Annotated in this window: 20 protein-coding genes and 1 tRNA gene; 6 read left to right on the top strand and 15 right to left on the bottom strand. The window is 63.1% G+C overall.

Features of this window, described 5'->3' with window-relative positions; all coding sequences use genetic code 11:
• The first annotated feature begins 1 nt into the window (after window position 1).
• The 3 genes from AC1RRJ_RS03445 (at window position 2) to bla (ending at window position 4,585) form a co-directional block, all read left to right on the top strand.
• A complete protein-coding gene (locus tag AC1RRJ_RS03445; protein WP_493120314.1) occupies window positions 2-1,492 on the top strand; it encodes an amidohydrolase family protein in 1,491 nt (496 codons plus the stop codon).
• Window positions 1,493-1,543: 51 nt separating this feature from the next.
• Window positions 1,544-3,511: a serine hydrolase domain-containing protein gene (locus AC1RRJ_RS03440; RefSeq protein WP_493120313.1), complete on the top strand. Its 1,968-nt coding sequence runs from the start codon at window positions 1,544-1,546 to the stop codon at window positions 3,509-3,511.
• Window positions 3,512-3,592: 81 nt separating this feature from the next.
• Window positions 3,593-4,585, top strand: coding sequence for a class A beta-lactamase (gene bla, locus AC1RRJ_RS03435; protein WP_493120312.1), 993 nt, complete (start codon window positions 3,593-3,595; stop codon window positions 4,583-4,585).
• A 22-nt stretch (window positions 4,586-4,607) separates the two neighbouring features.
• Here the strand turns inward: bla and AC1RRJ_RS03430 are convergent, their stop codons facing one another.
• The 14 genes from AC1RRJ_RS03430 to AC1RRJ_RS03365 form a co-directional block, all read right to left on the bottom strand.
• A complete protein-coding gene (locus AC1RRJ_RS03430; protein WP_493120311.1) occupies window positions 4,608-5,255 on the bottom strand; it encodes a helix-turn-helix domain-containing protein in 648 nt (215 codons plus the stop codon).
• A gap of 420 nt (window positions 5,256-5,675) precedes the next feature.
• Entirely contained in the window at window positions 5,676-7,028 is a 1,353-nt protein-coding gene (locus AC1RRJ_RS03425) for an FAD-binding oxidoreductase (protein WP_493120310.1), read from the bottom strand.
• Between the two features lie 65 nt (window positions 7,029-7,093).
• Window positions 7,094-8,134, bottom strand: coding sequence for a methyltransferase (locus tag AC1RRJ_RS03420; RefSeq protein WP_493120309.1), 1,041 nt, complete (start codon window positions 8,132-8,134; stop codon window positions 7,094-7,096).
• Window positions 8,135-8,165: 31 nt separating this feature from the next.
• Window positions 8,166-9,296, bottom strand: coding sequence for a GNAT family N-acetyltransferase (locus tag AC1RRJ_RS03415; protein ID WP_493120308.1), 1,131 nt, complete (start codon window positions 9,294-9,296; stop codon window positions 8,166-8,168).
• Complete coding sequence (gene tdh / locus AC1RRJ_RS03410) at window positions 9,293-10,375, bottom strand: L-threonine 3-dehydrogenase (protein WP_493120307.1); 1,083 nt, start codon at window positions 10,373-10,375, stop codon at window positions 9,293-9,295. Before tdh ends, AC1RRJ_RS03415 begins: the two co-directional genes overlap by 4 nt.
• 239 nt (window positions 10,376-10,614) lie before the next feature.
• Window positions 10,615-10,761 carry a hypothetical protein gene (locus AC1RRJ_RS03405; protein ID WP_493120306.1) on the bottom strand — a complete coding sequence of 49 codons (147 nt, stop codon included), beginning with the start codon at window positions 10,759-10,761 and terminating at the stop codon, window positions 10,615-10,617.
• A 291-nt stretch (window positions 10,762-11,052) separates the two neighbouring features.
• A tRNA-Met gene (locus AC1RRJ_RS03400) sits at window positions 11,053-11,129 on the bottom strand.
• A gap of 61 nt (window positions 11,130-11,190) precedes the next feature.
• Complete coding sequence (locus AC1RRJ_RS03395) at window positions 11,191-11,676, bottom strand: 2'-5' RNA ligase family protein (protein WP_493120696.1); 486 nt, start codon at window positions 11,674-11,676, stop codon at window positions 11,191-11,193.
• Window positions 11,677-11,821: 145 nt separating this feature from the next.
• The gene (locus tag AC1RRJ_RS03390) at window positions 11,822-12,574 is read right to left on the bottom strand and encodes an alpha/beta fold hydrolase (RefSeq protein WP_493120305.1); all 753 of its coding nucleotides are present in this window, start codon (window positions 12,572-12,574) and stop codon (window positions 11,822-11,824) included.
• A gap of 53 nt (window positions 12,575-12,627) precedes the next feature.
• The gene (gene mltG, locus AC1RRJ_RS03385; RefSeq protein WP_493120695.1) at window positions 12,628-13,539 is read right to left on the bottom strand and encodes an endolytic transglycosylase MltG; all 912 of its coding nucleotides are present in this window, start codon (window positions 13,537-13,539) and stop codon (window positions 12,628-12,630) included.
• 279 nt (window positions 13,540-13,818) lie between these two features.
• The gene (gene fabF / locus AC1RRJ_RS03380) at window positions 13,819-15,078 is read right to left on the bottom strand and encodes a beta-ketoacyl-ACP synthase II (RefSeq protein ID WP_493120304.1); all 1,260 of its coding nucleotides are present in this window, start codon (window positions 15,076-15,078) and stop codon (window positions 13,819-13,821) included.
• 167 nt (window positions 15,079-15,245) lie between these two features.
• Window positions 15,246-15,482: an acyl carrier protein gene (locus AC1RRJ_RS03375; protein ID WP_003039428.1), complete on the bottom strand. Its 237-nt coding sequence runs from the start codon at window positions 15,480-15,482 to the stop codon at window positions 15,246-15,248.
• A gap of 114 nt (window positions 15,483-15,596) precedes the next feature.
• Window positions 15,597-17,396 (bottom strand): tetratricopeptide repeat protein, encoded by a 1,800-nt coding sequence (locus tag AC1RRJ_RS03370; RefSeq protein ID WP_493120303.1) that lies wholly within the window; start codon window positions 17,394-17,396, stop codon window positions 15,597-15,599.
• Between the two features lie 507 nt (window positions 17,397-17,903).
• A complete protein-coding gene (locus AC1RRJ_RS03365) occupies window positions 17,904-18,416 on the bottom strand; it encodes a DUF3617 domain-containing protein (RefSeq protein ID WP_493120302.1) in 513 nt (170 codons plus the stop codon).
• Window positions 18,417-18,519: 103 nt separating this feature from the next.
• On the opposite strand from AC1RRJ_RS03365, the gene uvrB reads away from it, so the two are divergent.
• The gene (gene uvrB / locus AC1RRJ_RS03360) at window positions 18,520-20,706 is read left to right on the top strand and encodes an excinuclease ABC subunit UvrB (RefSeq protein ID WP_493120301.1); all 2,187 of its coding nucleotides are present in this window, start codon (window positions 18,520-18,522) and stop codon (window positions 20,704-20,706) included.
• 100 nt (window positions 20,707-20,806) lie between these two features.
• Window positions 20,807-22,315, top strand: coding sequence for a S10 family peptidase (locus AC1RRJ_RS03355; RefSeq protein ID WP_493120300.1), 1,509 nt, complete (start codon window positions 20,807-20,809; stop codon window positions 22,313-22,315).
• Between the two features lie 34 nt (window positions 22,316-22,349).
• On the opposite strand, the gene AC1RRJ_RS03350 is transcribed toward AC1RRJ_RS03355, so the two are convergent.
• The gene (locus AC1RRJ_RS03350) at window positions 22,350-22,787 is read right to left on the bottom strand and encodes a hypothetical protein (RefSeq protein ID WP_493120299.1); all 438 of its coding nucleotides are present in this window, start codon (window positions 22,785-22,787) and stop codon (window positions 22,350-22,352) included.
• Between the two features lie 159 nt (window positions 22,788-22,946).
• Between AC1RRJ_RS03350 and AC1RRJ_RS03345 the strand changes: the two genes are divergently transcribed.
• A complete protein-coding gene (locus AC1RRJ_RS03345; RefSeq protein WP_493120298.1) occupies window positions 22,947-23,645 on the top strand; it encodes an NRDE family protein in 699 nt (232 codons plus the stop codon).
• The last annotated feature ends 7 nt before the right edge of the window (window positions 23,646-23,652 follow it).

The following is a 23,652-nucleotide window of genomic DNA, read 5'->3' as shown; positions in this document are numbered from 1 at the left end:
CATGCCGGGGCACAAGGGATCGAACGCCGCCACGGCCATCGCGATCGCGCTGGCGTTCGTCTCCGCCCCGGCAACAGCCGACGAAGGCTATGATCTGGTCATCGCCGGCGGCCGGGTCATCGACCCGGCCAGCGGGCGGGACGAGATTGCCGACGTGGGCATCCGGCAGGGTTCAATCGCCGCGATTTCGGCGACCGCGCTCAAAGGAAAGCGCCGTATCGATGCCAAAGGGCTCGTCGTCGCGCCCGGCTTTATCGACCTGCATGCCCATGGGCAGGATCCGGTGGCCGAACGGTTGCAGCTTCTCGACGGTGTAACCACCGCCATCGATATGGAAATCGGAACCGCCCCGCTCACCGCGCTCTATAGCCGGATGGAGGGCAAGGCGCTGATCAACTTCGGCGCCTCGGCCTCGCACATCTGCGCGCGGCTCGAGGTGATGTCCGACAAGCGTTGCGGCGGCGATGTCGAAGGCCAGGTGACGGCCGATCCCGCGATGCTGGTGAAGGGCGCCACACCCGAAGAGGAAGCGCGCATCGTCGCGATACTCGATCGCGAGGTGGCTGCAGGCGGGCTCGGCTATGGCATCGGCCTCGAATATGTACCCGGCGCCGGCCGGCGCGAGATTTTTCGCGTTTTTCAGGCCGCCGGTCGCAGCAAGGCGCCGGTCTTCGTCCATGTCCGCTCGCGGCCGCTCGACAAGGCGAGCGGCGTACCGATCGCGGTGGCACAGGAAGTACTGGCCGACGCGGCGGCGACCGGCGCGTCTCTCCAGCTCGTCCATGTCGCATCGACAGGCCTGCGCGATACGCCGGTGATCCTCGAGATGATCAAGGGGGCACAGGCCCGCGGCGTCGATGTCACTACCGAGGCCTATCCCTATACCGCAGGCAGCACGGCGATCGGTTCCGCCTTCTTTTCGGACGGGTGGCAGGAACGCAACGGCGCTACCTATGGCGACGTCCAATGGCCGGCGACCGGCGAACGGTTGACCGAGGAGAGTTTCAACCGCTTCCGCAAGGAGCAGCCGGACGCCGCGGTGGTCATCCACATCATCCCGCAGGAGGTCGTCGATCAGGCGATCACCGATCCGGCGGTATCGATCGCATCCGACGGCATGCCGTGGGTCACCCAGGGCGAACATCCGCGCGGCGCCGGAACCTTTTCGCGCGTGCTTGGCGAATATGTGCGCGAACGCAAGCTTCTCGGCCTGCCGGCCGCGCTCGCCAAGATGACGATCATGCCCGCGCGCCGGCTCGAGGCGGTCTCGCCGCAGATGGCCCGCAAGGGGCGGCTCCAGGAGGGCGCCGATGCCGATATCACCATCTTCGACCCCGCCAAAATTCACGACCGGGCAACCTTCGCCCAGCCGATGCAGGCATCGGCCGGGATCGCCTATGTGCTGGTCGGCGGCGCGGTCATGGCCCGCAATGGCAAAGTAACCCCGCGCTACTTCCCGGGCCAGGCCATACGGAGCAGCCTGCCACGCTGACCTCCGCGATCTCCATTGCCGAATAACAAGCAAGAGAAGGGGGATGTTGTGATGAAATGGTGGAAATTTCTCGCCGTGGGGGCGCTGACGCTTGTCGGCGCCGCCACGGCTGCGCAGCAGGCGACTGCCCCGATGGCGTCGCTGTCGCCCGTTTCGCGATTTGCACCCGTTACCACTCCCCTGCCCGCCCAGCCGAATGGTGCCCATGCGCTGACGCAGGCCGACGCGGATAGCTGGCTCGACGGATTCCTGCCCTATGCCCTCGCGCGCGGCGATGTGGCCGGCGCAGTCGTCGTCATCGTCAAGGACGGCAAGGTGCTGACCCAGCGCGGCTTCGGCTATGCCGATGTCGCCGCGCGCAAACCGGTCGATCCTGCGACCACGCTGTTTCGTCCGGGCTCGGTGTCAAAGCTCTTTACCTGGACCGCGGTGATGCAGCAGGTCGAGGCCGGAAAGATCGACCTCGACGCCGACATCAACCAGTATCTCGATTTCAAGATCCCGCCCTATCAGGGCCAGCCGATCACCATGCTCGATATCATGACCCACACGCCGGGCTTCGAAGAAGCCGGCCGCGACCTGATCACCGACAAGGGGCCGGCGCCCTCGCTGGAGGCCGTGCTCAAGCGCTGGACGCCGGCGCGCGTCTATGCCCCCGGTTCGACCCCCGCCTATTCCAACTATGCAACCGCGCTCGCGGGCTACATCGTCCAGCGCGTGTCGGGCATGTCGTACGACGATTATATCGATCGCAACATCTTCACGCCGCTCGGCATGCAATATGCGACCTTCCGCCAGCCGCTCCCCAAGGCGCTGCAACCCCATATGGCCAAGGGCTATGAGGTCGGCTCGGCAAAACCCAAGCCGTTCGAATATGTTTCCGTCGCGCCTGCGGGAAGCGCGTCGATCAGCGGCGGCGACATGGCGAAGTTCATGATCGCGCACCTCTCCGGCGGCGGACCGCTGATGAAGCCCGAAACCGCGCGGCTGATGCATTCGCCCGCCAACGAGCCGTTCCCCGGCCTGCCGCGCATGATGCACGGCTTCTACGAGCAGAAGATCAACGGCCTCAGCGCCATCGCCCATGGCGGCGACACGATGTGGTTCCATTCCGACCTGGTGCTGTTTCCGTCACAGAACACCGGCATTTACGTCTCGCTGAACAGCGTGGGCAAGGACGGCGCCGTCGGGCCGATCCGCGAGGCGCTGGTGCAGCAGTTCGCCGACCGCTATTTCCCGGCACCGCGATCGATACCCAAAGCATTGCCCACCGCAAAGCAGCACGCGGCGATGGTCGCGGGCACCTATGCCACGAGCCGTGCCGCAGTCGACAATTGGGGCGCGATGCTGGGGCTGGCTACGCAGCTCAAGATCAGCCTCGACAAGGACGGCAATCTGGTGACCCCGTTCAAGACCATCGGCGGCGGCGAGCGCCAATGGGTCGAGGTGAAGCCGTTCATCTGGCAGTCGCTTTATGACAATGCCCGGTTCGCCGCGAAGGTCGAGAATGGCAAAGTCGTGCGCATCTTCTATGGCGACTATGCCCCGATCATGGTCTGGGATCCCGTGCCAGCGTACAAGGACACGGCATGGCTGATGCCGGTGCTGATCGCCAGCCTGACAGTGGTGGCGCTGACCGCGCTGGCGTGGCCGATCGGCGCGATCAACCGCCGTCGCTATGGGCAACCGCTCGCGCTGACCGGTCGCGACCGTTCGGCCTATCGCATTGTCCGGCTGTTCGCCTGGCTGGTCTTCGTCATCATCGGATGCTGGGCCGCGTGCCTTTCGATGATCGAGACGTTCGTGACGCCGGTCGGGCTGATCTGGTTCGCCCAGATCCTTGGCATTTTGGTCTTCCCCGGTTTCCTCGGCCTGACGATCTGGGCCGCCTTTCTCGCCTTCAAGGGGAAGCGCGGCTGGTTCTCGCGCCTGTGGAGCGTGCTGCTGGTGCTCGCTGTCTTCTTCCTGCTGTGGACGGCGTTGGCGTTCCACCTGATCAGCCTCGGCGCCAACTGGTAAGGAAATGGTCCGGGCGGGCAGATGCGTGCCCGGACCGAGCAGCATAAGAAGCAATCGATCGGGAAAAGGGGGACGGTGATCATGAGACATATTATTCTGGCATTGATGCTGGGGGCTTTGGCCACGGGAGCGATACCTGCCCGCGCAGCCGAAGCACTGGACGCTGTGCAAACGGAGGTCGCGCGCCTTGCCGAGGGATCCGGCGGCGTCGTCGGCGTCGCGGCTTGGCGCCTGGATGGCAACGGGCCGCGGCTGCTGCTCAATGCCAACGAAGCTTTCCCGATGGCCAGCACTTTCAAGATCGCGGTCGCCGGCCGCATCCTCGAAAAGGTCGACAAGGGCGAACTGACGCTGGATCAGATGGTCGAGATCGGGCCCGAGCATATGGTGCCGTCGGATGTCATCGCCGACCGGTTCATCCATCCCGGCGTAGCGCTGTCGGTCCACAATCTTCTGGAGGTCATGCTGACGCTCAGCGACAATAGCGCGACCGACGTGCTGACTGAGGCGGCGGGCGGACCGGCAGCGGTCACCGCCTGGGTCCGTGCACAGGGCGTGACAGGCATGCGCGTCGATCGCGATACCAACGGGTTGCTGCGTGCCTTCTTCGACGCCCCGGCCAAAGCTACGCTGACGGAATCCCTTGCCGCGCTTGGAAAATCGGAAACGGAGATCGCCAGGATCGGCCTTCTGCCCAAGCCCTCTTTTGATAATGATCCGCGCGACAGTGCAACCCCCGTCGCGATGGCGGACCTGATCGGTCGCATCTTTTCAGGCAAGGCACTGTCGGCCGCGAGTACGAAGGTGCTGACGGATATTATGGGCCGTTGTCGCACGGGACGCGAACGACTGTCGGGCCGTCTGCCGACCGGGACGGCAGTTGCCCACAAGACGGGGACCATCGGTGGCACGGTCAACGACGTTGGCGTCATCACGCTTCCCGACGGCGGCCAACTGGTCATCGCGGCGTTCGTCAAGAAGAGTGCGGCTCCGGTCGAGGTGCGGGAGCGTGCGATCGCGGACATCGCGCGCGCCGCTTATGACCATTTTCTGTTTTCTGCCGATACGCGCTGATCGGCGACCTGCGACCGCTGGACTATGTCGTCGCCTTTCCTTCGGACGCCGAAAGGCGGTGATGCGCTTCGTACGCCAGATGCGACAAATCTTCGTGGGCGCTCGACATCACACCGACGGTCAGCGTTTCCGTGGAGCCCGGGCCGCAAACATAGGCATGTCCCATGCCTGAATCGATATAGATGGATTCGCCCGGCTGAAGCGTGATCGGGTCGTAATATTCAGTATGCACCATCAATGTGCCTTCGACCACATAGATGTATTCTTCACCGCTGTGGCGGACGAGCTCGCCGAACTCTTCCAGCGATTTCGCATGGATACGCGTGATCATCGGCACCATCCGCTTGTGGCGCAATTCGGTGCACATATAATAATATTCGTAGTTGGGCGTGTCGACGCGCAAGGCCGTTTCGATCGACCCGATGCTGCGACGGCCCAGGATCGCTGCAGGCACCTCCTCCTGCTCGGCGAACAGGCTCGTCATGCTCAGGTTGAGCTTTTCGCCCAATTTCTGGAGCTTGTCATAAGTCAGCGACAACCGGTCATGCTCAACTTTCGAGAGGGTCGAGACCGGGATGCCGCAACGCTGGCTCATTTCCTTGAGGGTCCAGCCATTGCGTGCACGCAGACCGGCCATCACCGCCCCCAACGTCTTTCGACCGTCCGTCATATCGCCCTTGCCCCTTCAGCCTCTCCGCATGGTCGAACGAGGATATTCCCGGCTCGTTCAGAGATTCGCCTTTCGGCGTTAGCATCACCCCTTCCGCCTAGGCAATCCGGCGTGACGCCGCTGGTACAGGTGCGAATGGCGGGCGCTGCTCCACCCGCAAGCGGTTTGTTTGTGCGGTTCCAGCAGAACAGCCTCGCCCCGGGACTCAACATGCAAACGAAACATGGCGAAGCCGAGCCACTGTATCGCGCATCAATCGCGGGCATGGAAGCCGACGTGCCTCGAGATTCTCCATACTCCGTCCGCACGACCGGGTTTGGCACACAGCCTGAAAATAGATAACACCGCGGTCAGCGTGACGTGCAATGCGACCTGCAAGGAGAGCAGCACAACGTCAGCTTTCGCAGCAGACATCGAACTCTATGAAAAAAACGCGCGTGGAGCCCGAAAAGGGTCATGAAACAAGCCCTCGGGATCATGCCTATGGCGTAGTGCCCGAAGGCGTTCCCAATTCGGGGCGGCGAAACATCGTTCAATCGCCTCGCTCCGGGCTTCAAGGTCAAACTCGTTCACATAGGCACCCGCCGCAACCCCGGCGAGTTCATCATGCAGGCCCCGCAACCACGCCGCGTTGATGGCGTCGTCGCCGGCCTCATCCCATTGCGCATAGGTGGAAACAAAATAGCGGCCGGTCAGCGAGCATGCTCCCTCGGGAAGCACGATATCCCCACGCCGCACGATCATCGGCACGCTGGTCGGCGACGGGCTGACAGCCATATGCCGCATCAGAATATGCACCGTATCGGAGAGCCGGTCGGTCAGGATATTGTCAGCGCGAACGCGGCCGGAAACGAGCAGCTGATCCGAGGAAGCGAAAATATCAGCAAAGCTGGCCGGAGCATTCTCGTTCCGGTCGAGAAACTGGAATGACCCCATGCTGTCCGCCAACGGCGCATGAAGCGCCCGCGCTTCATCAGCGCTGTCGGCAAAGGCGATTGCGGTCAGCGCCACGACGCGTCCATATTCATCGCCCCCGCAGCGATCGGCTACAAGCACCGGCGCCGGCATGATCGCGAGCATCAACTGGAGCCGTGGGTCGAGCAAGGGAGCGATCGCATCGATCCGTTCGGCCAGTTCAGGCAAATCGGAGAAGCGGGCCAGACAGGAACTGACCGTAATATGTGCCGGGCGGTCGTAGCAGCGCAGATAAAAGCGCGTCACGATAAAGGGGAGGCCCGGACCGCCGCCCCGCAAGGCCCAGAAGAAATCGCCATTCTCCTCGGGGCTGACCCGCAACGCACGGCCATCCGCAGTGATGACGTCGGCCGCGCGAATGTTGGTGCTGCTCATACCACCCCACGCCGCGCAATTGATCCCCAACCCGCCGCCGAGGAGAAAGCCGCCAATCCCGACGGGCGCGGCATGGCCGACCGGAAAGGCCAGTCCCTGCCCGGCCAGCGCCGCATCGACCTGCGCGCTGGTCGCACCAGGCCCCACGCTCGCTTCTTTGGCCGCACGGTCGACGACAATATCGTTCAGCGCCGAGAGGTCGAGCAGCATGCCGCCATCGCACAGGAAAATTGCGCTATAGCTGTGCCCGCTGCCCTTCACGCAGATTTGCAGTCGATGTCGCCGCGCAAAAACGATGGCGGCATCGACATCGCCTGCCGACAGCGCCGTGACCAACAGGTCGGGGTAGCGCGCCGGCACCCGGCCATTCCAGACAAGCGCGCGGCGATGCGCTTCATAGTCTGGCGAAGACCGGTCGATCACGCGCCCATCGAGCGTGGCGGCAAAGCGCGCAATCTCTCCAGGCTGTACGGACGTCCCGCCGCCTTTCACGGCTTCCTGCCCGTGACGACGCTGTAATAGCCAAAGGTCGGGATGATCTCGATATCGCGGAAACCCGCCTCGGCGAGAAAGCCCGCGATCTCGGGCCCCGAATATTGCTCTCCCTCGCCCCAGCCGAGCATCACCATGCTCATCGCGGCGACGGGAAAGGGACCCGTCTTGCCGGCATCCCCATAGATGAATTCATGAACGACGATCCGCCCGCCGTTGTCGAGACTTTCAAAGCTTTTGCGGCTGAGAAAACGGCATTTGTCGGGCGTCCAGCCATGATAGACGTGCGAGTAGAAATGGAGATCCGCCGCCGGGAAGGGATCGATCCACATGTCGCCGGCGTGCGTTTTGACACGGTCAGTCAGGTCATATTGGCCGATATATTCTTCCGCGACCGGGCAAACCGTCGCAAGGTCGAAAATGATGCCGTCGAGTGCGGACGCGGCGGTGGCAGCCATCAGCGTATGCGCGCCCGACCCGCCACCGATATCAAGCATCGTGCGATGCGGCGAAAGATCGATCTTCCGGGACCAGGCGATGGCCGGCGGCACGCTGATCGCGTGCATCGCGCGCGTGAATTGGCGGGTTCGCTCGACTTCCTCGCGGTGCGTCTTGTAGATATCTTCGACGCCATAGGCTTGGGGGGCATCGTTGACGATCGCAGTTTGGAGCGCAGCGAACGAAAAGACCTGATGATTATCGATCAGCAAATCCCAGTAATGCCCGAAATAGGCGGGGCTGCGCTTGAGCAGATAATCCGTGGAAAGCGGGGTCAACCGGTAGCGGCTGCCGTCCAGCACCAGAAAGCCCAGCGCCGTCGCGGTGCTCGCCAATATCTGCGCAGTGCGCCGTTCGAGTTTCAGCCCGGCGCAGAGTTCATCGAATGTCGGCGCTTTTACATCGACCAGTTCGAACAGGTCGAGCCGGTGCGCGATGAACAACGCCGGAAGGCCGAAGATGCCGAGCAGCACGTCCCATAACGGTCGATCATCCTGCCGCGGCATGATGGTTTCAAGCGATGACGGGATGCTGTGCATGGGCAATATCCTTTCGGGTTGAAAATGGATGCTAGCGCCGTTCCAGTGCGCGAACGGGCGTGACGCATGAGGTTTCGCCGGCGTGGAGCAAATCGGAGCCGGCCCAGCGTGCGGCGCGACGCTCGCGCGACAGCGGCTCGGGGTTGATGATCGAATGGAGCGGGACCGGGGAAAAGCCGAAGCGCTGTTTGATGCGCGCATTCAGGCGTCCGCATTCGATCCGCTGGAAGCCATGAGCAAAGGCATAGTCGAACAGGCCGTCCAGAGTCACCGTATAGGGACTGAACAGATCGGGCGCGTAGGTCATGCCCGCCAGCCAGAAATGCAGCACTTTCTCGTCGAGCAGGACGATACCGACACTCAGCCGCCGTTCGCCCGAATAGATGGAAATGAGGCGGACCATATCGCCGCAGACCGCCAGGAAGCGGGCAAGCGCTGCGGCCGGCAGATAGGCTGGCGTCCCCCTTCGCGCCGTGGTCTCATGGCAAAGGCGCCCTACTTCGTCGAGGTTTGGAAACGGAGGCTCCTCGATGACGATCCGCGCATCACTGGTTTCAAAGCGACGGCGCTGGCGTCGTATTTCAGCGCGGCCGTCCCTCGGCATGAGATGCGCCACAAACGTTTCGAAATCAGGGATCGGCGACAGGTCAATCCAATAGCGATCGACCATATGGTTGACCTCAAGCCCCATCTCCCGCGCCGCGCCGACAAGCGTCGGATCGGCGACGTTGACGATCGCGAAATGCGCGGCCCCATCTTCCTTCGCAAGGGCTTCGAGTTGCCCCATGACTGCCGCGTAAACTTCGGGATTGTCCGGGTCGGCGAGAATTCGGGTGTCGGAGCAATGCATGACATGACTGAACAATCCGGTGTCCGACGGGGAGAATGCCGCCGATGTCGTCCGCGCCAGCAATCCGAAAGGGTCGGCTGTACCTGCCGACTGCCGATAGACCGGCATAAATGCCAGCAGGTCGGCACCGCTGCGCGCGACGATGTATCGCATCTTGTCGCAAGCCAGCAGCGGGTGCTGCTCGATGGCGCGCAAAAAGCGACGGTCGTAATAGACCGGAGCGTCGCACCGTTTGACCAGCGCGTCATAGGCGTCGACCGCGATCGCATCGATCGATGCCGCAATTTCCATGGTGAAACCGGCGGCCGTCACGCCTCGATGGCCACGGGACTATCGGCCGTCGCGGCATCGATGACCGATCTCTCGGGCGGCCATGACAGCACCACCTTTCCCGAGACACCGGCCCGCATGGCGTCAAAACCGCTGGCAAACCGGGTCGCATTCAATCGATGCGTGATGACTCCCCGGACATCGAGCCCGGATTGAAGCAAGCCTAACATTTTGTGCCATGTCCGGAACATTTCGCGGCCGTAGATGCCCTTGATGAAAAGGCTTTTGAAAATGATCCGCGTCCAGTCGATCCGCATCGGTTCTGCCGGCAGCCCGAGCAAGGCAATCCTGCCGCCCGGCGCCAGCGCCTCTATCATCTGATCAAAGGCCGCTTCGGCGCCACTCATTTCCAGACCCACGGCGAATCCCTCGCGCAGACCGATCGCGCTCATCATTTCGCGCAGATCTTCGCACGCTGTGTTGACCGGGATGACATCGACAAGCTGCGCCGCGAGCGCGAGGCGCCCGGGGTGAATGTCGGTGATCACCACATGCCGCGCCCCGACATGCCGCGCTACGGCTGCTGCCATGATCCCGATCGGCCCCGCCCCCGTGATCAGCACATCTTCACCGGCCAGATCAAAGGAAAGCGCGGCATGCACAGCATTTCCGAGCGGATCGAGGATCGCGCCGATCTCGTCGTCGATGGCGTCGGGCAAAGGGATGATATTGGACGCCGGCAGTGCAAGAAACTCGGCAAACGCCCCAGGCAGCGAAACCCCGATCGCACCGGCATCGGGGTCATGGTGCGGCCTGCCCACGCGCGCGGCGTGACTGTGCGCGCACACCACATGTCCTTCGCCCGAAACCCGTTGCCCCTGCCGGAGGTGCCCGACAGCATGACCGACCTCGGCGATCTCGCCGGCATATTCATGCCCGATGATCGAAGGGATCGCGATGCTGCGCTGTGCCCAGTCGTCCCATCGCCATATGTGAAGATCGGTTCCGCAAATTCCGGTCTGACGGATTTTCACCAGAACCTCATGGGGGCCTATGCAGGGCTCGGCGACATCCTGGAGCCATAGCCCTTCGCGCGCAGCCGCTTTCACCAAAGCTTTCATTTGTCCCTCGCCCGTGCCGGTTGCGCTGCATCCCGGACGCGGCCCGGAAAACGCCGGACTTCACTACAGCCGAATTCGCCGCATATCGGGGAAACATGGCTCGAATCGGTACCATAGCGGATGGGTTACATGCGCCGAACCCATTGGTGATGCGTCCTTGCATGGGCCCCGCCCGGGAATAGGAACGGAGTTTCAACCCGATGATGCGAGACACCGGATCCATCAGAAACCGATGTTTCTCAATCGATCAAAAGCCTCCCGCCACCAAGCAAGCCGTCACCAAAGGTCGGCACATGAGGATTGAACTGCGCGAAAATGCCGGGATGGCCGGCGACCCTCTCGTTCGACGCGGCGCTGGCCTGCTCCGGCTTGGCCGCCTTCTTCATCCGGAAGGGCGTTCGCGACGGCCACTGTGGTTCGAACCGCCCGGGCTCAACGGCAGGAAAATCCTGCTGCGTGATCAGCTCGACGAGTATCTGCCGCGGCTTTCCGCAGATCCGATCAGGCCCTGACAGGACATGGATTGCGGGGGCGATTGAAGCCGCCACCATGTCGCATCTATGCTGCACGGACTTGCACGGAAAGCGGTTCAACAACGTGCCACAAAACGTCGCGACGTTCGGAACTGCTCCAGCCACAGAATGGCCGCTAGACTACATGAAAATACGTGATTTTCTTGGTAGCGGAGGAGGGACTTGAACCCCCGACACCCGGATTATGATTCCGGTGCTCTAACCAGCTGAGCTACTCCGCCCCGAAAGGCCGCCGCGATGGGCGAGCCGCGCCTATAGGCAGGGTCTCGCCCCCGGTCAATATCATCTGCGCACCCCGCGAAAATTGCGTGTCGATACCGTTTCCCACGGCCCGCCGCGGTAATGATAGATTGCGAGGCCGGTAAGCGAAAGCGGGCGCGGAAAGAAATCGCGCGCCAGATCGGCCAGCAACGCACGCGCTTCGGTCGGCGCCACCTTGTTCTGGACCGTAATGTGGAGTCGCGGAACGCCTTGGTCCTGCGCGGTCAGTGCTCCGGTGAAATGGTCGGCGATCTGTTCACGAATCGCGAGCAGATCGGAACTGTCGATACGAAAGGCGACGCCGGTGCCAAGCGAATAGACGTCGCGGAGCGTCGCGGCCGGCGGAGGACTGTCGGCGGCGATGCGGCGAATCAGCCGGTCGAGTTCGTCGAGGCACGACGGTGGCAGCTGATGAAACAATGTGATGTGGGCGCGAAGCTGGTTGCGTTCGGGCGGAAAGTGCGCGGCGCGCAGCATATCGAAATGACGCTGGTCCGCCGCACCCATCGTCGCGGTCACGATGATGGGCGCGGCGCCAGCGGCCTGGACGGGAGGGGGGAGGCCCGGGCCAGCTATCTCGAGCCGCCCAGATAGGGTTGCGCGGCGCACGGGTCCAATGGAGTGCGCCGGTCACACTGATGGGATATGTCGATCACAGACCGCCCCAGAAGGCGATCAGCGCCGCCGCGACCTCGGCGGGCCGTTCGGCGATAGCCCAATGTCCTGCCCCTTCGATCACCGCCAATGGCGTGCCGGTATTGGCGGCGAAGCGCTGCGCAACCGACAGCTCGACATAGGGATCGTCCTCGCCCCACACCAGCTGGCCGTTCGCGGGCAATATGCCGATGTCGCGCGCCCAGTCATGTTCGAAGCTCAGCCCCTTGGCCGAGCGATAGAGACAAAGGATCGCGCGGCGCTTGTCCTTGTTCGCCCATTGCGCGGCCTCTTCGGCGGCGATGTCGGCGGGCATGCCCTGCCCCGCCAGCCCCTTGGCGAGCGCCGCAGGCCGACTGATCGCCATGAAGATTTCGCCGAGGATCGGCGTGTTCCAGATCCGCGCGATGCGGTGACCGCGATAATCGGGGTCGATCACCGCGTTGGACACCGCCCAGCTGCGGAAGAGATCGGGGCGCAGCATCGCGGCACGCTGCGCGATCAGCGCGCCCCAGTCGTGGCCGACAATATCGATCGGGCCGTGTGCCGCGAACAGCGCTTCGGCCTGCCCCACCGCCCAATCGGCGTAGGCTTCCTTGGTCGCGGGAAAACCGACGGGGAGCGGTGCGGTGAAGCCGGGAAGTGCAGGCACCGCGACCGGTGTATCGCCAAGGTTCAGCGCCGCGATCAACGGGCGCCAGATTGCGGGGCTGTCGGGGACGCCGTGGAGAAATAGTTTCGCAGTGGCCATATCGTCCCTCCCCTATTCCTCGCCCCTGCGAAGGCAGGGGCGACGTCCTTGCCTTATTCCATCTCGCCCCGCTCGCGGCGCAGCTGATACCATTTCTGCACATTCGCATTATGCTCGGACAGCGTGCGCGCGAAGATGTGGCCGCCGTCGCCCTTGGCGACGAAATAGAGATAGTCATTGGGTTCAGGATCGAGCACGGCGGCGATCGCTCCCTTGCCTGGATTTGCGATCGGCCCCTTGGGCAGCCCGATCATGCTGTAGGTGTTATAGCCATTCACCGCCTGAATTTCGCTGCGCAGGATGCGGCGACCGAGCGGCTTGCCCTTGGTGATCGGGTAGATGATCGTCGGGTCGGCCTGAAGCCGCATGCCGACCGCGAGGCGGTTGGTGTAGACGCCCGCGACGGTGCGGCGCTCGGCAGCAACGCCGGTTTCCTTTTCGACGATCGAGGCGAGCGTGATCGCTTCGTTGCGATCCTTGACCGCGGTGCGCGGGCTGCGCTTGGCCCAAAGCTCGGCAAACGCCTTGTCCATCGCCGCCTGCATGCGCTTGACGACGGCGGCGCGGCTTTCGCCGGTGGTGAAGGCATAGGTGTCGGGAAGGATGCTGCCCTCGGCCGGAACATCGACTTTTCCGGTCAGGCGCTTTTCGGCCATCAACCGGTCCCAGACCATGATCGACGGCATGCCTTCGGGGATCATGACGAGCCGTTGGACGGTCTTGCCCGATTGCAGCAGTTCGAGGATGTCGCCCGCATCCATCCCGGCCTTGATCTCATATTCGCCGGGCTTGATCGGATCGTCCCCGCCAAAGAAGCGGACTTCGTTGCGGAAGCTGGAGGCCGAGACGACGCCCGCCTCCTCCAAAATCTGCCCAGCCTTGGCGATGCTCGAACCCTGCGGGATGACGACGATCGTATCCTCGGGCGCACCGCCCGAGCAGGCGGCAAGCAGGAAGGCCAACATCGTGATCGTTAGCCAGCGGAACGGATGCACGAATTTCTCCCAAACAACGCAAAAGTGACAAAAGTTACGGAAGCGCATGCCAAAAATCGCCGCCGGCCGAAGCCCGGCGACGGGGTGATAGAGCATGGCGACGCGATGTAGGAAAGAGGGTTTTCAATCCCCCCTGTCGCAAAGCGATGGGGAGGTGGTAGTCCAGCAGGAACTGACGGAGAGCGCCCCTCTGCCACCGCTTCGCGGCGGCCCCCTCCCCATCGCTTCGCGACAGGGAGGATAAGGCGCTTAGTCGATCGCTTTCACGATGACGCTGGCGTTGGTGCCACCAAAGCCGAAGCTGTTGTTGAGCGCGGCTTTCACAACGCGCTTTTTGGCAACATGCGGAACGAGGTCGACGCCGTCGGTGCCTTCATCGGGATTGTCGAGGTTGAGCGTCGGGGGGACGATCTGGTCGCGGATCGCGAGGATGCAGAAGATCGTCTCGACCGCGCCGGCGCCGCCGAGCAGATGGCCGATCGCCGATTTGGTCGAGCTCATCGACACATCGCCGATGGCATTGCCGAACAGGCGCTTGACCGCGCCGAGTTCGATCGTGTCGGCCATCGTCGAGGTACCGTGCGCGTTGATATAGTCGATGTCGGAAGGGGTCATGCCCGCCTTTTTGAGCGCCATTTCCATCGAGCGATAGGCACCCGAACCTTCGGGATGCGGCGCGGTGACGTGATAGGCGTCGCCCGACAAGCCGTAACCGACGACTTCGGCGTAAATCTTCGCGCCGCGCGCCTTGGCATGTTCATATTCTTCGAGCACGACGACGCCCGCGCCTTCGCCCATCACGAAACCGTCGCGGTCCTTGTCATAGGGACGGCTCGCCTGTTCGGGGCGGTCGTTATAGCTCATGTTCAGCGCGCGTGCCTGCGCGAAGCCCGCGATACCGATCGGGCAGATCGTCGCCTCGGCGCCGCCCGCGAGCATGATGTCGGCGTCGTCGTCACGGATCATCCGCGCCGCGTCGCCGATCGAATGTGCGCCGGTCGAGCAGGCGGTGACGACCGCATGGTTGGGGCCCTGCAGGCCATATTTGATGCTGACCTGACCCGAGATCAGGTTGATCAGGCGGCCGTGGACGAAGTGCGGCGAAACACGGCCGGGGCCCTTTTCGGCGAGCAGCAGGCTTTCGCTTTCGATGCCCGGCAAGCCGCCGATGCCCGAACCGATCGAACAGCCGGCGCGCAGCTTCATTTCGTCGGACATATCCTCAAGACCCGCATCCTCGATCGCTTGTCCTGCGGCGTCGATGCCGAAGATGATGAAGGGATCGACCTGACGCTGCACCTTGTGGTCGACGCGCTTGGCGGGGTCGAAACCATATTCATGGTCGGGGCCCTTCACCTCGCACGCGATCGTGCATTTCTGATCCGACGCATCGAAATGCGTGATCGGACCCGCGCCCGATTTGCTGGCGAGCAGGTTGGCCCAAACGGTTTCCACATCGGCGCCCAGCGGCGTCACCAAACCCAATCCCGTCACCACAACCCGGCGCATAATCAGTCCTTTCGTCGGCCATCCGCCACGGCGGCATGGCCCAAATATGGTTCAGCGCGTACCCAAGAAAAAGGCTTCCCGGTCACAGCGCACAGGCTCTGGACCGGGAAGCCGGAAACGCGTGGACGGCGTCGCCGCCGCGTCCGGCTGGGCCGGACCGGGCCGCTTTAGCCCTTGTTCGCTTCGATATAGTCGATCGCATCCTTGACGGTCGCGATCTTCTCCGCTGCGTCGTCGGGGATTTCCACGCCGAATTCTTCTTCGAACGCCATCACCAGTTCGACGATATCGAGGCTGTCGGCACCCAGATCATCGATGAAGCTTGCTTCTTCGGTGACCTTGTCTGCTTCGACGCCGAGATGTTCGACGACGATCTTTTTTACCTTTTCGGCCGAATCGCTCATGCACAGTTCCTTTTGCTGACTATGTCGTGAATGTTGAAAAATGCCCTAGAGCGCAGCGGCGAAGCTGGCAAGAGGGCTGGCGACAGGTCGCAAACGCATAAAGAATATGTGCGTTTATTCCCCAAGCCGTTCGCGCGGCGCCCCACCTGCGGGAACCGCCGCGCCCGGGACGACGCCCGAATCGCGCAGCGCCGCGGCGGCGCGCTCTATGATAACCGGGGTGATCATGAACTGGCGCAATATTTTTTCGGGCGGCGCGTTTGCCGGCTGCTTCGTATAGTCGGTCAGTCGCCGCCATATCCGCCGTGCCCCGGCAAGGTCGCCGTCCCGCGCCAGAACGATCGCCCGCGTCATCAGATACTGCGGCTCCATTTTGCTCGGCGACGGGATCTGGTCGAGGATATGCGTCGCGCGCTCCTGCTCGCCGCGTTGCGACAGGACAAAGGCCAGCGCGACGGCGGGGACGCCCGGATAAGAGGCATCGAGATCGAGCGATCGCTGCAACAGGATTTCGCCATCGGCCATCTGACCGCAGGCGAGTTTGAACAGTCCCAGAAAACCCGCCATGTCGGCATCATAGGGGTTGAGCGCGACCGCGGCGCCGCCCATCGCATTGCCGCCCGGGCAATTGCCGGCGTAGAAATGGGCGCGGGCCATGGCGAACAGCCCGGCCGATGTATTGGGACCGCTTTCATAAGCACGCTCGGCGAGCGAACGCGCCTCAACCAGCGCCTCGGCCCCCTCGGGCGTGCCGCGCCGGGGTTGCCAGTCGCCATAGCGGAGCAACGACAGCGCATTGAGCGCGAACGTGTCGAGCGGACTGGCATCAAGCGTGGCGCGCAAGCAGCGATCGACCTGTCTGGCGGTCGTCGGACTGCGCATCTGGCGCATCCGGTTGAACTGCGCGACGCAAGGAAAACCGGCCGCGAAATTATCGGGCTGTCGCTGAATCTGGTCCCGTACGATCACGCCATAATCGCCGGCAATCTGGGCTATCCCGGGTTCCATCGCGGTGAATTCGGGCACCTGATCGCTGGTCAGGCGCATCTGCTGCGACCAGATGGTCCGCTGATCCGCCACACGATTGAGCACCAGTGTCACATCGACGGGCCCTTCGAGCGTCCGCACCAGCGACGCGTCGAGCCGATAGTCTGCGCGCGGCACGGGAGTGGTGCCGCCCGGCGCTTTCGCGCTGAGCAGGTCGACCAGATCGAAGCGCCGCAGTCCGTCGCGCAGCTTGCCATCGAGCGCGCGGGCGAGCGCGCGCGACTGCGGAGTTTCCCCGGCCAGCGGGGCGCTGACCTCCAGTATCGGCCGCGGCACCGGTGCGGGTGCGAACAGCCGGTTCTGGCCGTCGAACACCCACCAGCCGGTAAAGAGCGCGAGCCCGGCAATGATGACGCCCACGACCCAAAGGCCCAGCCGCGATCCGGAGGCAGCGGAAACGCGGCGCGGCGGCGATACGGCAGCGGAAACGGAGGGCGTCGCCGGTCCTTTGGCGACCGCACCCATATCCTCGGTACGCTCCTCCGCCGACCGCGCCGAGGGTGGCCCCGTGCGATACTGCACCACGACTTCATAGCTTCCCTGTGGCACGCGCAGGCGATGGACCCAGGGAGTGTCGGAATAATAGCGATCGAGCAGGCTGCGCAGCCGCCCGACCATCACCCGCGGATAGCTGTCGACGGCAGGATCGAAATCGGCACTGCGGCCGAGCGCTTCGGTCGCGATTGCATAAGCCTTGGGAGAGGCGCGGCCACCGCGCAGACGATGCTCGACCAAAAACTGAAGCAGGCGCGACAGGACCGGCGAACGGACAAAGACCGGCGAGTTCAGCAACCGCTGAAGCTCTTCGGCAATGATCCGGTCGGTGTCCCCGCCGTGCTGCGTTTCATTCGCTTTCGCGTCGTCCATGCGACCCCTCAAATGCCCCCGAACGAGCTGCGCGCTAGATACGCCAATCAAGAAGTACGGCCAGCCGTTGTTACTAGCGTGTAACGGTAACAGATGGGTCAGACCCCATATCAGAAAATACAGGCCGCGCCAATCGGCCCCGAAAAGCGTCGAACAAGGTTAACAAAGAGTTATCAACCGGCGACATGGGGCGACGTGACCCCATGTAACTGCCCGTCCTTCGCACATTCTGCGATTGTCTCATCGTCGCGGTGTCCCCCCACAGCGCCGCGGTCCGCCCTGAGACATGTCTCGGCTGGACGGATTGAAGCCGGTGGGCCGAAGAGCGCGAGCTGGTCCCTGGCGCTTTTCGAATCTCCCCCGGCTTCATGAACAGTGACTTCGCCGGACGGTGTGGCAGCCCCACCTGCTGATCCGTCCGGCAAGTCCGCCACACCCATTCCAGCGACAAGAAAGGGCGCCGGCATAGCCGACGCCCTTCCCGGGTTTCTTCGTAGCGATCAGAGCTTAGCCGGCGACCGGCGCAGCTCCCGCCTTGCACGGACCGGTGTGGGTGCTGGTCATCTGCATGACCATTTCCATGTCCCCGCCGGTCGGCACCTTGCCCTTGGTCGTGATCGTGACGTCGGTCTTTTTGGGTTCCATCGTACCGGTCATCGCCATATCGACAGTCTGGCCATTGGCCTTGCACGTGCCCGCGATATCGATCTTGCCGCCGGCCAGATCCTTTTTCGACCAGGTGCATTCGCCGCCATTGCCCGGGCCCTTGGCCAGTTCGGACGCGATATCTTCCTTGTCGACCTGCTCCTGCGTGAAGCACTGGTCCATACCGCTGGCGCCTTCCATCATCTTCGCCATGCCGTCCTTCATTTCGGCCGGCATGCCGGGAACGTTGAATTTCACCAGCTTAACGTCGGTTTTCCAGTTGCCGGCTTCGCGTTTGACCGGGCCGTCGGCCTTGCCGCAGCCAGCCACTGCCAATGCAACACCAAGCGCCGCAACCGTCATAAACTTCTTCATAAACTCTTCCTCCTGTTGGATAAAATCGAAAACCCGGGTGGGGCCATTTGGTTGCAACCCATTATGATTGTCGTTGGCCGCCATCGATACCATATTGGCAGCAATGGCAATTCAGATTCGTACCTCGCTCGAGGAAATCGACACCAGCGGCGACTATGTCCCGCACCGTCCCGCGCGTCCCGAGAAGGTCGAAGGCGGCAAGCGATTCGAACTGGTTAGCGAATATGAGCCGGCAGGCGACCAGCCGACCGCCATTCGCGAGCTGGTCTCCACCGCACTGGATGGCGAGCGCGACCAGGTGCTGCTGGGGGTCACCGGATCGGGCAAGACCTTTACCATGGCGAAGGTCATCGACGAGTTGCAGCGCCCTGCCCTGATCCTCGCCCCGAACAAAATCCTCGCGGCGCAGCTTTATGGCGAGTTCAAAAGCTTTTTCCCGAACAATGCGGTCGAATATTTCGTCAGCTATTACGACTATTACCAGCCCGAAGCCTATGTGCCGCGGTCGGACACCTATATCGAGAAGGAAAGCTCGGTAAACGAAGCGATCGACCGCATGCGCCACTCGGCGACGCGCGCGCTGCTCGAACGCGACGATGTGATCATCGTCGCGTCGGTGTCATGTCTTTACGGGATCGGATCGGTCGAGACTTATTCGGCGATGATCTTCGATCTGAAGAAGGGCCAGGTCGCCGACAATCGCGAGATCATCCGCAAGCTCGTCGCGCTCCAGTACAAGCGCAACGACCAGGCGTTCGCGCGCGGCAATTTCCGCGTCCGTGGCGACAGCCTCGAAATCTTCCCCTCCCACTATGAAGATATGGCGTGGCGGGTCAGCTTTTTCGGCGACGAGATTGAGGAGATCACCGAATTCGACCCGCTGACGGGGAAGAAGATCGCCAACCTCAACTATGTCCGTGTTTATGCGAACAGCCACTATGTGACCCCGGGGCCGACGCTGAAACAGGCGAGCGAGGCGATCAAACATGAACTGACCGAGCGCTTGAAGGAGCTCGAAACCGAAGGCCGGCTGCTCGAAGCGCAGCGGCTCGAACAGCGCACCCATTTCGACCTCGAGATGATCGCCGCGACGGGCAGCTGCGCCGGGATCGAAAATTACAGCCGCTTCCTCACCGGCCGCATGCCCGGCGAGCCACCCCCGACCCTGTTCGAATATCTGCCCGACAACGCCCTGCTCTTCGTCGACGAAAGTCACCAGACGATCCCGCAGATCGGCGCGATGTCAAAGGGCGATCACCGCCGCAAGATCACGCTGGCCGAATATGGCTTCCGCCTGCCGTCGTGCATCGACAACCGGCCGCTGCGCTTCGCCGAATGGGATTTGATGCGCCCGCAGACGGTCAGCGTCTCGGCGACCCCGGGGACGTGGGAGATGGAGCGCACCCAGGGCGTCTTCGCCGAACAGATTATTCGCCCCACGGGGCTGATCGACCCGCCCGTCGAGATCAAACCGGTCGAGGAGCAGGTCGACGATCTGATCGTCGAGGCGAAAAAGACCGCCGCCGCGGGTTACCGCACCCTCGTCACGACGCTGACCAAGCGCATGGCCGAGGATCTGACCGAGTTTTTGCACGAGGCGGGGCTCAAGGTCCGCTATATGCACAGCGACGTCGAGACGCTGGAGCGCATCGAGATCATCCGCGACCTCAGGCTCGGAGTGTTCGACGTCCTCATCGGGATCAACCTGCTGCGCGAAGGGCTCGACATTCCCGAATGCGGGCTCGTTGCGATCCTCGACGCCGACAAGGAAGGCTTTTTGCGCAGCGAAACCTCGCTGGTGCAAACGATCGGCCGCGCGGCGCGCAACGTCGACGGCCGCGTCATCCTCTATGCCGACCGCATCACCGGCAGCATGGAACGCGCGATGCGCGAAACCGACCGCCGCCGCGAAAAGCAGAACGCTTATAACGAAGAACATGGCATCACGCCGACCACGATCAAACGCAACATCGGCGACATCATCGCCCATGTCGCGTCGAAGGATCAGGTGACGATCGAGATCGGCGACGACAAGCCCGCGCACATGGTCGGGCATAATCTGCGCGCCTATATCCAGGATCTCGAAAAGCGCATGCGCGACGCAGCGGCGGATCTGGAATTCGAGGAAGCCGGCAAGCTCCGCGACGAAATCCGCAAGCTGGAGGCCGACGAGCTGGGGCTGCCGGCGAGCGAGCAGGTCGCGCCGCGCGTCGGGCGCAGCAACGAGGGCAAGCCGGGGACGCGTAAGGGGCGGTTCGGGAAGCAGAGCAAGACGAAGTGGGGGCGCTAGGCTCCCCCTTCGACCAAAGCCCCGTTGTAACCGACAAGTAGCCTTGCCGCCCTTGCGCTCCCTGCATAGGGTCAGCCCCGAAAACCGGGGAGTTACATGCATGAAAACGGGTCTGTCGCTTATTGCCCTGACGCTTGCCGCCGCCACGCCTTCCGTCCTCTATGCGCAGGACGCGCCTGCCGCCGACAAGGCGAAGGCGGAGAAGCCCGCCGACTATGAGCCGCAGGTTCGCACCACCAAATTGAGCGGCACCTTCGGCGGGCAGCGGATCAACTATGCCGCGACGATCGGTGAGACGATTTTGAAGAATAAGGACGGCGTCGCCGAGGCGGCGATTGTCACGACATCCTATGTCAAGGAACCGCGCGACCCCAGCCGTCCCGTCACCTTCCTGTTCAACGGCGGTCCCGGATCGGGGACCGTCTGGTTGATGATGGGGGCGTTCGGACCGAAGCGCGTTGCGATCCCAAGCGACGCGCGCGATGACGGCGCACCGCCCTATCCGATCGTCGACAATCCCGATGCGCTGCTCGACGTGACCGATGTCGTCTTTATCGACCCGCCGGGCACGGGCTTTTCACACCTGATCGGCAAAGCGAACCCCGAGGATTATTACGGGGTGACGCAGGACGCGAAGGCCGTCGCCGAAGTCATCCGGTTGTGGCTCAACAACAATGGCCGCTGGAACAGCCCCAAATATCTGGGCGGCGAAAGCTATGGCACGACGCGCTCGGCCGCGGTCGCCAACCAGCTGATGAACGAGACGTATAATGACGTCGCGCTCAACGGCATCATCCTCATTTCGACCGTGCTCGATTTCGCGGCGGGCGCCGACACGCCGGGCAACGAGCTGTCGCCGATCACCAACCTGCCCTCGATGGCAGTGACCGCGCTCTATCATGGCAAGGCGACTGGCGCATCGCCCGCGGCCTTTGCCGAGGAGGCGCGGCAGTGGGCGATCGGCCCCTATGCCACCGCGCTGCTCAAGGGACAGAAGTTGCAGGGCGAGGAACGCGCCGCGATCCGCCGCGACCTCGCCCGCTTCACTGGCCTGTCCGAAACCTATCTGGAAAGCGCCGACCTGCGCGTCACGCCCGGCCGTTTCTACAAGGAATTGCTGCGCGACCGCGGGCTGACCGTGGGGCGGCTCGACAGCCGCTATACCGGCAAGGATTATGACAGCGCGGGCGAGGAACCCGACAATGATCCCAGCTTTTACGGGATCGACGCGGGCTATACCGCCGCGATCAACAGCTGGTCGCGCGACACGCTGGGGTTCAAGACCGACCGCGAATATCAGTCGATTGGCAGCATCGGCGGCCAATGGGACTGGCGCCTCGGCGGCCGCGACACCAACGCCTATCTCAACGTCGCCCCCTATCTCGGGCAGGCGCTGCGCGAGAATTCAGGACTGAAAATTCTGGTCGCGCAGGGCTATTATGACTTTGCGACACCGTTCTTTGCCGCCGAATATGCGCTGTCGCGTACCGGTATCCCGCAGGACCGCATCCGCTACACCTACTATGACGCGGGCCATATGATGTATATTCGCGACGAAGATCGCCACAAATTGTCCGGGGATATCCGCGCCTTCATCCGGGCTCGGTAACGATCGGGGCGCCGCGCCGGCGCCCCTTTTTCGTTTAACGGAGCACACCCGCCGCCGCTTGCCGCCGGGAATAGAATATCAGTGCGAGCAGGATGACCCAGATGACAACGCTGGTATAGAGCGGCACGTCGCCGAGCAGTTTCTTCAGCGCATCAGCATTCAGGACCAGCTGATAATAGGTCACGCCGGCCAGCCCGACCGCCGAAACGAAAAACGCGGTCAGCGCATGCCGCGATCGCATGAGCAGCAACAGCGAGCCGATCAGCGAGCCGAAACCACCAAGAGCCCAACAGAGATTGGCCCATGCAGGCGTACCGAGAAAAAAGGCGCGCTGTGCATCATTATACTGCGACAGCCAGAATTCATTCTGCATGTTCGTCAGCGTGAAATCGACTGCCGGAAACAGATTCCACAGCAGCGAAAGTCCGCCGACCACCCACAGATGCCACGGCATTTTCCTGACTTCGGTCATAATCACCTCCCCCTCCAGAAAGATCGGGCGAAGCTATCATTCTTTGCCGTCGCCATCAATGCGGTGATATAGTCTCACAATACAGCGACGTAGCGATCGCGGGGGCCAATGTGCGACAGGTGGCTTGGCAAGCCGCGCGCAAAGCGCGATAGGCGCGCGATGTGCGTCGTCGCCCTTGCCTGGCAGGTCCATGCCGATTGGCCGCTGATCCTGATCGGCAATCGCGATGAGTTTCATGCCCGCGCCAGCGCGCCGCTCGCGGCGTGGGACGACGATAGCGGGATCATCGCCGGGCGGGATTTGCAGGCGGGCGGAACCTGGCTGGGGGTCCATCCGCCGAGCGGGCGCGTCGTCGTGGTGACCAATGTGCGCGGCGCGATGCCCGACCCGGCGAAGGAATCGCGCGGCGCGCTGGTCGTCGACATGCTCCGCGGCGACGGACGCTTCGCCGATCCGGTCGAAGCCGATCTCGATCGCTTCAATGCGTTCAACCTGTTCGCAGTCAGCGGCGGCGAAGCGCGGCTGCTGACCAACCGGCCGACCCCGCAGATTATGCCGCTGACGCCCGGCGTCCATGCCCTGGCGAATGAACCAACCAATACTCCCTGCCCGCGCGCCGAGCGACTGCGCATGGCGTTGGCAGCCGCGATCGAAAATCAGTCCGACCCCGGCGCGCTGCTCGACCTGCTGACCGCCGAGGATGATCCGGCGCTGTTCCTGCACGGCGATGTCTATGGCACGCGCTGCTCGACACTGCTCGCGATCGCCGCCGACGGGGCCGCGCAGATGATCGAGCGCCGATACGAAGCGGGCGGCCGTCCCGCTGGAACGACCGCCCTGAAATTTTCGATCGGCTGATTTGCCG

The sequence above is a fragment of the Sphingopyxis sp. GW821-FHT12C06 genome (genome assembly GCF_058807415.1).
The sequence above is the reverse complement of the archived record's forward strand: the minus strand, read 5'-3'. Positions and strand labels throughout refer to the sequence as shown.

Bases quoted from the DNA above. Each gene is read 5' to 3' on its own strand.
- uvrB (WP_493120301.1), top strand. From the start codon at position 18,520: ATGGCAATTCAGATTCGTACCTCGCTCGAGGAAATCGACACCAGCGGC.
- AC1RRJ_RS03365 (WP_493120302.1), bottom strand. From the start codon at position 18,416: ATGAAGAAGTTTATGACGGTTGCGGCGCTTGGTGTTGCATTGGCAGTG.
- AC1RRJ_RS03345 (WP_493120298.1), top strand. From the start codon at position 22,947: ATGTGCGTCGTCGCCCTTGCCTGGCAGGTCCATGCCGATTGGCCGCTG.
- AC1RRJ_RS03445 (WP_493120314.1), top strand. From the start codon at position 2: ATGCCGGGGCACAAGGGATCGAACGCCGCCACGGCCATCGCGATCGCG.
- AC1RRJ_RS03430 (WP_493120311.1), bottom strand. From the start codon at position 5,255: ATGACGGACGGTCGAAAGACGTTGGGGGCGGTGATGGCCGGTCTGCGT.
- AC1RRJ_RS03405 (WP_493120306.1), bottom strand. From the start codon at position 10,761: ATGAAGAAGGCGGCCAAGCCGGAGCAGGCCAGCGCCGCGTCGAACGAG.
- AC1RRJ_RS03375 (WP_003039428.1), bottom strand. From the start codon at position 15,482: ATGAGCGATTCGGCCGAAAAGGTAAAAAAGATCGTCGTCGAACATCTC.
- AC1RRJ_RS03350 (WP_493120299.1), bottom strand. From the start codon at position 22,787: ATGACCGAAGTCAGGAAAATGCCGTGGCATCTGTGGGTGGTCGGCGGA.
- tdh (WP_493120307.1), bottom strand. From the start codon at position 10,375: ATGAAAGCTTTGGTGAAAGCGGCTGCGCGCGAAGGGCTATGGCTCCAG.
- AC1RRJ_RS03420 (WP_493120309.1), bottom strand. From the start codon at position 8,134: ATGCACAGCATCCCGTCATCGCTTGAAACCATCATGCCGCGGCAGGAT.
- AC1RRJ_RS03395 (WP_493120696.1), bottom strand. From the start codon at position 11,676: ATGGGTGCGGCGGACCAGCGTCATTTCGATATGCTGCGCGCCGCGCAC.
- AC1RRJ_RS03355 (WP_493120300.1), top strand. From the start codon at position 20,807: ATGAAAACGGGTCTGTCGCTTATTGCCCTGACGCTTGCCGCCGCCACG.
- AC1RRJ_RS03370 (WP_493120303.1), bottom strand. From the start codon at position 17,396: ATGGACGACGCGAAAGCGAATGAAACGCAGCACGGCGGGGACACCGAC.
- bla (WP_493120312.1), top strand. From the start codon at position 3,593: ATGAGACATATTATTCTGGCATTGATGCTGGGGGCTTTGGCCACGGGA.
- AC1RRJ_RS03440 (WP_493120313.1), top strand. From the start codon at position 1,544: ATGAAATGGTGGAAATTTCTCGCCGTGGGGGCGCTGACGCTTGTCGGC.
- fabF (WP_493120304.1), bottom strand. From the start codon at position 15,078: ATGCGCCGGGTTGTGGTGACGGGATTGGGTTTGGTGACGCCGCTGGGC.
- mltG (WP_493120695.1), bottom strand. From the start codon at position 13,539: ATGTTGGCCTTCCTGCTTGCCGCCTGCTCGGGCGGTGCGCCCGAGGAT.
- AC1RRJ_RS03390 (WP_493120305.1), bottom strand. From the start codon at position 12,574: ATGGCCACTGCGAAACTATTTCTCCACGGCGTCCCCGACAGCCCCGCA.